This window comes from Bacillus sp. RO1, assembly GCF_012524115.1.
Lineage (GTDB): Bacteria > Bacillota > Bacilli > Bacillales > Bacillaceae_I > Sutcliffiella_A.
This window is the reverse complement of the sequence record NZ_JAAZWB010000079.1, coordinates 1-12,068: the sequence shown is the minus strand read 5'-3', so window position 1 is coordinate 12,068 and position 12,068 is coordinate 1. Positions and strand designations below refer to the sequence as shown.

Below are 12,068 nucleotides of genomic sequence, written 5' to 3'. Positions count from 1 at the left end.
GGGAGATAGCGCTAGGTGGAGACCCCGCAGGCTTGCCGAGGAGGCTCCAGCAGCGCCCCTAGGAACGCGAAGCCTTTTGCGGAAATCACCAGCGGTGTTTATAGAATATATATCCAATCTAGGAGGAGAACAAATGCAAGCATGGTTATTAAAAGAAGCAGGCAGTCTTGATCATTTGGTATGGGGAGAGATTGCAGACCCTAAAGAAGGAAACGGGGAACTGTTAGTTAGAGTTAAAGCAGTGGCCTTGAATCCTGTTGACTACAAAGTAGCTACGAACGGCAACCAAGCATGGAGCTATCCACATATTGTTGGTGTGGACCTTGCTGGTGAGGTAGTTTCAGTTGGAGAAGGCGTTACCGGTTTTAACACTGGCGACCGCGTTGCAATCCACACAAACCTTGCTAAAAATGGTGCGTTTGCCGAATATGCTGTTGTAGATGCACGCGCAGCAGGTCGTATTCCTGATGAAGTTTCTTTGGAAGATGCAGCAGCCATTTTATGTGCTGGAATGACAGCATATGAAGCTGTCGTTCAAAAATTGAATGCTACCCATAAGAAGAACATTCTTATTCATGCAGGTGCAGGTGGGGTTGGTGGTTTTGCAATCCAATTAGCGAAAATGCAGGGCCTTAAAGTTTTCACTACTGCGTCTAAATCCAATCACGATTGGGTAAAGAATCTTGGAGCGGATGTTGCTATTGATTATCAAGAAGAAAATGTGACGGAACGTATTATGAAAGAAACAAACGGACGAGGAGCAGATTTGATATTAAATACAGTTGGCAGAGATGTGGCAACAGCAGATTTAGAACGTCTCGCATTTTCAGGCCATCTGGCGTACATTGCAGGCGCACCAGACCTTTCCGGTGTCAAACCATTCTCACTATCTCCATCCATCCATGAGGTAGCTCTAGGGGCTGCACACGCTAGTGGAGAAGATCGTGCAGTCAGCAATCTGGCTTTTATGGCAGAAGAGTTGATGGGAATGGTGAAAGAAGGACGACTTGAGTCTCTTGTGATGAAGGTCCTTCCGAGAGAAGAGTTGGTAGAAGGGCTGAAGGAGCTGCAGGGAAGGCATGTAAGAGGAAAGATTATTGTGAAGATGTAAGATGCTAAAAGTAAGAAGTCGAGATGCTGATCTCGGCTTTTTTTTGCGGAATTTGTCGGATATTTAGATTCGCCCGATAATCGTAAAAATCGCCCGTAAATTGAAATTATCGCCCGATTGCAGTGCATAATCGCCCGTAAATTACTATTTTCGCCCGTAAAATTAAATTATCGCCCGAAAACCCCTGAAAATCGCCCGAAAAGTTTTTAGTGTTAAAAAGCTCCTCTAAATACATTTAAATAAATTTCATATTTTTACCTATTAATAAATTATATTTGTCTAAATGACATATATATATTGCATAAAGTAATTTAAAATGTATAATAGTAAATGTATTCCATATTTCACAAAGGGGTGGTAGGAATGAATATTTTCGGCGGAGCAACAAAGGTGGAAGATGAGCGGATTGTGACTGCTCAAAACAAGATTTACCGGGAAATCTATTTTCTAGTGATGGCGATTTGCCTTATCTCCATAGGATTTAAGTTTTACCAATACGGCTTTGCTGTCAGCTCCATTTACACAGAGTTAGCAATACTTTTCCTGCAAGGTGTCTATTACACGGCAAGGGGTGCAAGCATGGGTGTATTGTCAGATGAAGTAGAAATGCACGATCGGAAAAGTAAGGTGCCCATGAAGTGGAAGACTCTTTTTTGGGGTGGAGCTTCTGGTGTCATCATTGCAATTTTCTTCGGCTTAAACAGCGCTCTTAATTATGCGGACACGACTGCACAGGCATACTCCTACTTTTTCATGGTGTTCTTTGTTTCTTTAATGATATATATACCGTTTTTAGTATTGTTATCAGGAAGTACGTTCCTTGCTGCGATGAATCGTAGCAAAAAGGCGGCAGAAAAAGAATTAAATGAAGACGAAATAGAGCGGTGATCACATGAAAAACTTAAAAATGAAAATGGCGAGAGTGGAAAAAGACTTGTCTCAGGACGAACTGGCCAAGATTGTAGGGGTGTCCAGGCAAACAATCGGCCTAATTGAACTCGGCAAATACAATCCAAGCCTCAGCCTCTGTCTCTCCATATGCAAAGCATTATCTAAAACGTTAGATCAATTATTTTGGGAAGAGTGAAAACAAACTTCAAATGGAGATAATTCCCCCTCTATGAAAATATACTTTTGTATAACATTTTATAGGGGGGATTTTTTTGCCTAAAATCCAAATAGAATCTGGTGTAGAGCTCTATTTTGACGACCAAGGAGAGGGGACACCAGTTATTTTTATTCATGGAGTGTGGATGAGCAGGAAGTTCTTCCATAAACAGCTACCTCATTTCAGCCAAAAACACCGTGCCATCACCATCGATTTGAGGGGGCATGGTGACTCTGCACAAGTCAATGAAGGTCACACCATTTCCACTTATGCAAAAGATCTGCATGCATTCATCACTAAACTGGATCTGAAGGATGTTGTGCTGGTTGGCTGGTCGATGGGAGCGTTTGTAATCTGGGAATACCTACAGCAATTCGGGGAGGCGAACGTAAGAGGAACGGTCATAGTAGATGAACTTGCTTCTGACTTCAAGTGGCCTGATTTTCCCATCGGTGCCTTTGATCTGCCAACCTTGACCCACTTCATGAGAGAGGTCCAAGATAACAGAGAAGGCTTTCTAAAGGGCTTTATTCCGCTCATGTTTAAAGAGGCTGTAGAGCCTGAAGAGATGGCCTGGATGCTTGTGGAGACAATGAAACCTACGTCAGGAGTAGCAAGTGCCATATTATTTGACCAATCGGTGGTGGATTATCGCTCTACTTTCCCCGCCTTAACCAAACCAACATTGCTGTGCTTTGGAAAAGCGGAGAAGCTGATACCAGTTGCAGCGGGAGAGCACTTGAAGAAATCAATAGCTAATAGTGAACTGATTCTGTTTGAGGAAAGCTGCCACTGCCCCTTCCTTGAAGAAACGGAATTGTTTAATAAAGAAGTATCCAATTTTATAAATTCCCTCTAAAAAGTGCCTGGCCACAGTTGAAATGACTGGCCAGGCACTTCATCTTGAAGAACCAGGTCTTTTTCCTTAGAATAAAAGTATAAAATATTCTGAAAAAGAGGCGAGAGATATGAAACTGACCGAAGAATTAAAGAGGTTTCCCTATCCGTTCAAAGGTGACTCTTATCGTTACTCCAATAATTCGACCCTCCTCACTCCTCCCAGTAGTATAGAGATTACAGGGAGCTATCTAAAGGACATACAACTAAAAAGGTCCTTATTATCGGAACACCATTCTCGTTGTTATGAATCATTTTCTCATACAAATAAGGCGCAGTGGGAAGTATTGGAGCTTGTCATGACAGACCTGGTTAGCTATTTTCCAGAAAGTTTTTCCCTTAAAAAAGAGCGACAAAATCACATCTTTATCAACCACCTTACTCAAGAAAAATATGAATTCAATCTTGGAGATAACTCCACTTTACCTAATGAACCTTTGGATTTCATTGGGAGACATGTGCAAGAAGATCTTATCCTTATGATGCAGCGAGATGGAGATCTGTACCTGGATGCCGGCCAGCTCTGTTTTCCTGCTAATTGGTCGTTGGCCTTTAACCATGGCATGAGCTTTAAAAACATTCATTTTCCAATTCCGGGGTTTAAGGAAGAAGGGTGGGACGAGAGAATTCTTCAATTTCTGCTAAGGCTGGAAGCTGGGAATCCATGGGGGAGGAAAAATTGGTCCCTTATGGCCGGGAACAGAATGGACACTTCCTTAGAAACCTTTGATGTATGGGGAAAGGATAGAAAAAATGTAACGGTTGATAATGCAGGCGAGTTCGTGCATTTACGGGTAGAGGTGCAAAAGCTTTTTCGTTTACCTCGTTCTAATGCCATCCTGTTTACCATACATACACATCTGTTACCTCTAGAGAAACTGATAGAAATTCCTGAGTGGCGAAGACAATTCTATCAAATTTTAGTAGAGCTACCGTCTCATATTGTAGAGTATAAAGGGATTTCATTATATAAGGATAAGGTTTTGGCATATATCGAAAAGAAAGGAGAGGGCGTTCTGTGAACGATATAAAGAACGAACCAATCTTCCAACCAGGAAAAAGGCACTATGTTCTTTGTGGAGATGAAAAAGGTTTAAATAGCTTGAATCCCATTAAGCAAATCCTATCAAACGACCAGATGTCTTTTGAAGAAATACACCTGAGTTTGGAGTGTTCTTCTGAGGTGGACAAAAAGCTTGAGATGCAAAAGATAGGGACTTTTCTTTATGTTGCAGCAGAAGGTAAAAAGCTAAGAAAAGTCATATGTACAGCTGAAAAGCTCGGATATTCCTCTGAAGAGGCTCAATACATTATCGTAGGAAAGGAAAAAAAGAGGGTTTTTTGTTGTAGGTGCCACTTCATTTCAACAGTTAACTATACATTGAATATAGGTGAACATGTGAACTGTACTGCTTGCAACTTACAGTTGGATTTATCCGATCATTATTCGCCTGTTAAAGAAGCTTATTTAGGCTATGTGGCACAAAATTAAAAGTGAGGGGTAGATTTGCGGTGATCCTAAATCATAGGTTAGAGGTAAAGATAACAGAAATTACAAATGAAACTGCTACCATTAAGCGGTTTACTTTAGAGGATCCAGACAATAAGGTATTACCGGCATTTAGCCCAGGTTCCCACATCATTTTATTTTTGAAGGGAAGGGGAGGGGAGATGGAACGAAGATATTCGTTAATTGGTAGTCCGGATAGCACGGATAACTATCAAATTGCGGTCAAACACCATGAAAAATCATCTGGAGGGTCAACTTACTTACATAATAAAGCCCGAATAGGAGATATCTTACAAATTAGTTTCCCAAGAAACTATTTTCCTCTTAGTTTTAGAGCCCGCCACCATGTTTTGATTGCTGCTGGCATTGGTATTACCCCCTTTTTATCTATGATGATTGAATTAAAAGAACAGGGTGCTTCCTTTGAACTTCATTATTCTACAAAAACAAAAGAAGATTGTGCATTCTATTCCTATTTACTAAAAGAATACCCACAGCAAACACATTTTTACTTCACTAAACACGAAAATCGAATAGATACTAACATTCTAGTAGATCAGTATATTGGCACCCATGTGTATTTATGTGGTCCAGAAGGGTTTACTTCCTCTTTTTCAAGTGTTGCTACATCCATTGGCTACCCTTCTGCAAGCATTCATTACGAATATTTTTCACCACCTAACATACATAAGGCTCGTCCTTTCATACTAGAGCTCACAAATGGCCGCTTCTTGTCTGTTCCTGACGAAAAGTCCACTTTGGAAGTTTTATTGGAAGCAGGTTACCCTGTTCCTCATTCTTGTAAGGTTGGCCGTTGTGGAACGTGTGAACTTCCCATCCTGGAAGGGGAGGCGGAACACTATGATTCCTTCTTATCAACTAAACAGAAAGAATCTCAAACTTGTTTTTTACCATGTGTATCCAGAAGTAAAACGGATAATTTAAAGGTTGATTACAGTAAAAAATAGAAATAAAAATGGGACATCGTGGAAGTTTACAAATATCGTATACAAGTATACATAATGTATACAAACGTAGACAAATAAGTGGACTTGTATACAAATACGTAAACATGTTGATATAAAGGGATGTGTACAATAAAAGAATACAAGTAAACGATAAGTGTATACAAGTATGCTTTTGTATACATTAACGTAAACATTTTTTACACTTTCATTACTTTTCTTGAGAATGATTGAATAGTAGAGAAACTTTCTGTACGCTTAACTTATAACTACTAGATTTATTTTCTTCTATAGGAAACAAATATTGTAATGAGGAAAAGAAAGGAAGATGAACAATGACTTATTCGAGAATTGCAGCAGTCGACGTAGGTAATGATTCTATTAAAGCTATTTTTGGAAAGTTGGATTCAGAATTAAACATTCCAAATGTTATCGCTAGAGATATTGAAGATCGCCCAGTAATTGGGATTGAAGAGTTAGACAGCAAAAATCCACTAGATGGTATCCATGTACGTGTTCACTCCCCTGCCCTGATGGACAATAACGCAATCTATCGAATTGGAAATCTGGCAACAAAAAGCAATAATGCAACAGAATTAGATCCAGGCAGCAGCAAGTCCGAAGAAGACCAAACATTAGTCATGTTATTTGCTACATTAGCTTTGGATGCTGTAAGTGCGCAAAATGAAAAAACATTCCCACGCAATAAAAATGTAGTAGATGCAAATTACACGTTAGGAACAGGTCTTCCATTAAGAGAAGTGAAAGAAGGCAAGGATGCAGGCTATCGTTCCAAATTGCTAGGTTCTGTTCATCAGGTGGAATTCTTAATTACACCTAAATACCAAGGCATCAAAGTGAATATTAAATTTGATGAAATCAAGGTTTATCCAGAGGGATTCGCTGCTTACATTAACCTTGTGTTGGATAATAACGGAAATATCATTAATAAAGATTTGATCGACAAGCGCATCCTTATCCAAGATATTGGCGGTCTTTCCACAGATATCGCAGTTATCAAGAACCGTAATGTAGATGATGATAAAGCACAAGGCTTTAATCTTGGGGTGTCTGAAGCGCTTGAGCAAATTAGAGAAGAGATCCGTTCTAAACACGGCATTGAGCTTGATAGCAGAAGAGATGTAGTGGAAATCATTACGAAAAAGAATGACCGCAACCACATCATGGTACGCGGAAGCAGAACGAGTGTGCATGACATCACGGACCGCATTCTTTTAGACTTAGCTAAAAAACAATACCGACTGTTGAGAAATATTTGGCAGAAAAACTCCCAGACAGAGATCTGCTACTTTGTCGGCGGTGGTTCCACAGTGTTGAAAGAATACTTGAAAACACTAAACAACAATTTAGATGGCTATAACATCGATTTCTTTGAAGATGAAAAGGAAAGCATCTGGATGATGGCAAACGCCTACTACAAATTGATTGCTGACTATGTAAAGAAAACAGGTAAAGAGAAAGAGTCAAAAGACCAACAAAAACCTGTGAAAGCGTAAATAAGGTGATTGGATGAAGAATACCAGTTCGAGTCAGGGAATTCAGAGGGGACAAGCAATTTCTTTCCGTATCCCCTCTGATACGCCGGACCATCTAATAAAGCATTTGCAGCGTCTTAAAGAGACGGAAAGAAGGAATTTCTCTAGTAAAATAGCGGAATTTGTTCTCCAAGGTGTGACAAGCTCACATGCACGGGAAAAAGAGACGATCTCTATTCCTCTTCCAAAATCTTTATCTAAAACACAGAGAGATTGGTTGAAGCATCAGCATTCAGAAGCATTGCTAGGCAATATCGTCTATCAATTGCTTGCAGATCCTGTTCGGGCAACAAGTATTCTAGCTGCGATGAACAGCAATTCCACGGACATTGACCAAGCCTTGTACCTTCAAGAGGAAAAGCCTTACAAATCTGATCAAGAGACCGCTGAAAAGTTCAATCCTCAAGTGTTAAACGATGACGACTTAGACACTTTTGACTGGGATGCGGCTCTCCAAGAGCAGGCATCAACGGAAGAAGAGGAAGAGTTGGATGTGGAAGATGTGGATAAGATATTGGGAGATTTTCTCTCACATATGAATAAGTGATTGACCCGGAAGGCCGCTATGAAATTAGCGGCCTTTTTATCTATGTTTTTTCCATTAAAAAGAATAGATTCCGAATGAAATGACCATAACTATAAAAAAAGAAATAAAGACGGGAGTAGGACTCTATGTATTTATTATTGGTTATCGTAGTTTGGATATTATTTGCGTACCGGTTCATAGATTGGGCCAACTGGAGGAAACATTATCCTACGGTCTTGTTTTTTATCGTTGTGAATATGACACATAATATGGTCTATTTTAACCATACATTATGGGCATTCAGGGGTGTGACATTGGATTGGTTGAATCATACGTTCATCAATCTAGCTTTTACATTTATCATCGTACCGGCTGGCCTTTTTATCTTCTTGCAGCGTTTCCCTAAGCAAAAACGCAATCAATTTATCTATTTAGCTGCTTGGGTAGCCTTCTATACAGCATTAGAGTGGTTGTTTTCTTTAAAAGGGATGTATGTATACGATAATGGCTGGAACAACTGGTATAACATCTTTCTAAACTTGGCTTTATTTATCATCTTAAGAATGCATGACAAAAATCCTGTGAGAGCTTTATTAGTTTCCATTCTATTGGGAATACTATTTGTATTCATTTTTCCAGTTCCTTGGGAGAGTCTCAAGTAATAAGAGGTGTTGAATCAATGATTATCCGGGATGTATTGTCTGTACCAGTGTTTTTACTCTTACTGTTTACAACTTATATCATCATGTGGATTTATATTGAAAACGAGATAAAAAAAGACCGTCAAAAGTAGGAAGGGCCTAACCATTTAGGCTCTTTTTTTATTCCCGGGAAATATGATAGTATGGGGACAATAATTAGCTAAAATAGTTATAGCTACAGTAAAAAGGGTATAGAATAGAATGGTCCTAAAATCCAAATAGTAACCGAACTATATACCAGGAGAACAATAATAGATACAAGAGACGAAGTTACTAGATCATTTTAATTACGAAAATAATGTGAAATGATTGGTGGAGGGTAAAATGACACAGGAAAACAAACTAATAAGTAAGACGTATTTTGAAACCTTTATGCTGGATGTGGAAACGAAGCATCCCGTGCAAGTGCTTGGAGAAGCCTTCCTGGCAGAGCAGAACAATGAAGTGTCTGATCTCTCTTATATCCGCTATGCACAAGGAGAAGTATATTTTCACAGCAAGGATTACGAGAGTGCCATCTATAAATGGGAGAATGTTCACAATGAATTAGAGCCCTGGGCGAAGAAAAATATTGCGGACGCATACTACGACCTTGGAATGCTAGTAGAAGCAGAAGATATTTACTCTAAAATTGATACAGATAATAAGACGCTTAAAATAGAAGTGGCACTTCAGCTATTTACGTTATATATTCAGCGTGAAAAATTGGAAAATGCCTATAAGAATATTAAAAAAGCCATTGCGATTGATCCAGATTATCCGCATGTCACACAAACGGCTCGTACATTTTATGAAGAGCAAGAAGATAGTCAGCATGCGGTAGAGTTGGCTGTTAATGAGGCATTAAGAACAGGATCGGAAGCTTGGTACGATTGCTTGAAGAATTATATAGAAGTTGGCTATACGAGAGAATTTACTCCTGATTATTTTCAAGAGGTTCTGTTGAGATTACTAGAGATTAATCAACGGAAATTTGAAGATATTACGGCGGCTTTATGGAACAGTTACGTAAATCATCCAATGTATTTGGAGTGGGTGAAAACTGCAAACAGTCTGTTCATGGCCTTGGATAGAGACTCGGAGGTTTCTTGGACGAAAGTGGAGGAGCTGCACCAACGAACCTATTTATCTCTTATCGAGGGAGAATACTTAATAAAAGAACTGCAAGGCATTGTCCCAGATCTACTTGGAAACTGGCTGAAGGTATCTAATAGGTCGAAATCCTTGTTTGCATCTGCAGCTGTCATGTCCTGGAATGAAGTGTTTCCAACAGCATTACCTGCGCATGTTTTAGCGGATGCAGAAAACAGAATCTTCCATTACGAGCACGATAGCATTCAACTGAATTATACGGTTGAATTGTTCAAGACATTAATTAATTGGGCAAAAGACAACCATCTTGAGGTGGCACATCAAAAGAAGTGGCTATTTTCTCAACTTAGCAATTTAAACAGAAAGCATTTAGTTGTTACAGGGACTGTTCAGAATGGGAAAACTTCCTTCATCAATTCCATAATTGGCGAGAAGCTTCTTGGAGATGAAACGGTTCCAGTATTTGTTTCTTCCGACGGAGATATTGCCGAGATGAATGAGATTTCTACAAAAGGTACATCCGCCCTGGGAGATATTAGCGAGCATCAACAAGGGTCCTTGATCGACCTTAAGTGGCCATCACAGTTCCTAGAAGACGAGGAATACTCCTTAATCAGCACACCGGAATTCAGTGTGGATGAGATCGAGAACAACGAAACAATGAAATATATCCCGTTATCAGACGGGCTGTTATACATTTTAGACGCGCAAACACCTTTTACAGAAGATGAACTGAAAGTATTGGTGAAAATTAAAGAACACGCGCCGGAAGTGCCGGTACACTTTGTGATTAATAAAATGGATACCGCCTTCCACGAAGCAGAAGCAGCACAGATTGTAGAAGAAGCAAAACACCGCATCAACGAGTTCTTTCCGGATGCGAGAGTATTTCCTTACTCTTCCCTTCGTTCTGCAAGCAAGCAGCACCAAGGGTTGGCAACTTTTATGGAAGCCAATTTCAAACTGCGTGCAAAAGCAGTGGAAGAACGCCGTGCGACCAAACTGTTGCAGCTTATTCGTTCGACTTTAACAGAATTGCTGGATAGTCGCATTGCGATGGAAGATAACCTGACCAATACGGTTGAGTTCAATGAGGATATTCTAAGCAGGCTAAGTGGTTTCATCAATCACCTGCATGATGCGGAGTCAGAGAAAATCCGTAGTATCTCCGAAAATTACCGTGCTGTGTCGATTGAGATGAAACGAGAAGCAACTAAAACCATCCCTCGTTTGCTAAGAGAATGCTCTAGCTATGTCAAAGAAGACAGCAATTTTAAAACTTTACATCACGAATTGAATGAGCGCATGAATGAAACAATCCGAACTTATATGCATTCAGATCTATTGCCTCGTTTGCGTCAAGAGCTTCAATTGTGGCTCGATACATCCAACCGTGAACTGATTGACAGCCAGGAGTATTTGCATGAAATGAGTGGCACATTCAACGGTCTCTACAAGGAAGAGAAGATGCACCTAAACTGCGACTTTAAGGTCATGGAGGACTGGCGTCGTGACATCAACAGAATTCTTAGCAGAGTGGAAGTGGAAAAGGAAAACATTCTAAACCGTCCGAACACCACTCAATTCCTGCTAAAGGGTGCAGGCCGCCTGTTCGGTTCCTTGCAGCAAAGCAATCAACTGCTCTTCACTCAATATAAGAAATATATTGAAAACGAACGTTTCACAGATGTTGCCCAATCCGTAGTAGATAAATTCTTCCTTGAATTTGATCTATTCGAAAAAGCCCTAAAAGCCGACATCAACATGTTCTACGAAGCACCTTTCACAGAACTGAACAAAACAGTGGAAGACACAGAACGCGCCATCCACAATGCCAACAAAAAACTAGAACAAATGAAAGCAAGCCCAGAACGCTACTACGACCCACTGAAACTATTCGAAGCACGCCTACTCCAATACGAATTCATGGTCAAAGCATGCGAAGAAAATGAAATGCTTTCAACGTACTAAAACCAAATTGGTTGCAGCAACTTAGATAAGTGAAAAACAAAAGGTAATGCAAGGGTCTGGCACCTAAAACAAACAACAAAACGAATCACAGCAAACCAATGCAGGTGCCTGACCCTACCCGCTCTTACCAAAATTGCACGCTAACCCAAATTTATAGATAACATTTAAAAAAGCAGGTCTAATTAGCATAATAATTAGGCCTGCTTTTTTGTCGTTTATGGGGTTGAGGTCCTCAAGGTAGTATTGAAGACCTCAGTAACATGAAAAAAGGAAAAGAGAGGTTCTCATCGCGGTTATGAAAACCTCAGTGGCGAGAAAAAAGGAGAAGAGAGGTTCTCATCGCCCGTATGAAGACCCCAGTGGCTAGAAAAAAGGAGAAGAGAGGTTCTCATCGCCCGTATGAAGACCTCAGTGGCGAGAAAAAAGGAGAAAAGAGGTTCTCATCGCCCGTATGAAGACCACAGTGGAGAGAAAAAAGGAGAAGAGAGGATCTCATAGCACGTATGAAGACTCCATTAGCGAGAAAAAAAGAGAAGAGAAGTTCTCACCCGCCGACGCTATTAAAATCTCAGTTACAAGGATAATATAGTAAAATTTGAAACATTCTAGTACGTATAAAATATATACAACA

The 12,068-nt window shown here is 40.0% G+C and carries 11 protein-coding genes; all 11 read left to right on the top strand.

The window, feature by feature from the left end:
• Positions 1–133: 133 nt before the first annotated feature.
• Entirely contained in the window at positions 134–1,111 is a 978-nt protein-coding gene (locus HC179_RS13440) for a zinc-binding dehydrogenase (protein WP_168864773.1), read from the top strand.
• Positions 1,112–1,474: 363 nt separating this feature from the next.
• Entirely contained in the window at positions 1,475–1,999 is a 525-nt protein-coding gene (locus HC179_RS13435; protein ID WP_168864772.1) for a DUF6773 family protein, read from the top strand.
• 4 nt (positions 2,000–2,003) lie between these two features.
• Positions 2,004–2,198 carry a helix-turn-helix transcriptional regulator gene (locus HC179_RS13430; protein ID WP_168864771.1) on the top strand — a complete coding sequence of 65 codons (195 nt, stop codon included), beginning with the start codon at positions 2,004–2,006 and terminating at the stop codon, positions 2,196–2,198.
• A 76-nt stretch (positions 2,199–2,274) separates the two neighbouring features.
• Complete coding sequence (locus tag HC179_RS13425; protein WP_168864770.1) at positions 2,275–3,078, top strand: alpha/beta fold hydrolase; 804 nt, start codon at positions 2,275–2,277, stop codon at positions 3,076–3,078.
• A gap of 109 nt (positions 3,079–3,187) precedes the next feature.
• Complete coding sequence (locus tag HC179_RS13420) at positions 3,188–4,138, top strand: heme-dependent oxidative N-demethylase family protein (RefSeq protein ID WP_168864769.1); 951 nt, start codon at positions 3,188–3,190, stop codon at positions 4,136–4,138.
• Positions 4,135–4,608, top strand: a complete 474-nt coding sequence (locus HC179_RS13415) for a hypothetical protein (RefSeq protein ID WP_168864768.1) — start codon at positions 4,135–4,137, stop codon at positions 4,606–4,608. The genes HC179_RS13420 and HC179_RS13415 overlap by 4 nt, the downstream gene beginning before the upstream one ends.
• A gap of 20 nt (positions 4,609–4,628) precedes the next feature.
• A complete protein-coding gene (locus HC179_RS21295; RefSeq protein ID WP_168864767.1) occupies positions 4,629–5,594 on the top strand; it encodes a 2Fe-2S iron-sulfur cluster-binding protein in 966 nt (321 codons plus the stop codon).
• Positions 5,595–5,926: 332 nt separating this feature from the next.
• Complete coding sequence (locus HC179_RS13405; RefSeq protein WP_168864766.1) at positions 5,927–7,108, top strand: ParM/StbA family protein; 1,182 nt, start codon at positions 5,927–5,929, stop codon at positions 7,106–7,108.
• Positions 7,109–7,121: 13 nt separating this feature from the next.
• On the top strand, positions 7,122–7,694 hold the full coding sequence (locus HC179_RS13400; RefSeq protein ID WP_168864765.1) for a hypothetical protein: 573 nt from the start codon (positions 7,122–7,124) through the stop codon (positions 7,692–7,694).
• 125 nt (positions 7,695–7,819) lie between these two features.
• Entirely contained in the window at positions 7,820–8,335 is a 516-nt protein-coding gene (locus tag HC179_RS13395; protein WP_168864764.1) for a CBO0543 family protein, read from the top strand.
• A 363-nt stretch (positions 8,336–8,698) separates the two neighbouring features.
• Positions 8,699–11,437, top strand: coding sequence for a GTP-binding protein (locus HC179_RS13390; protein ID WP_168864763.1), 2,739 nt, complete (start codon positions 8,699–8,701; stop codon positions 11,435–11,437).
• The last annotated feature ends 631 nt before the right edge of the window (positions 11,438–12,068 follow it).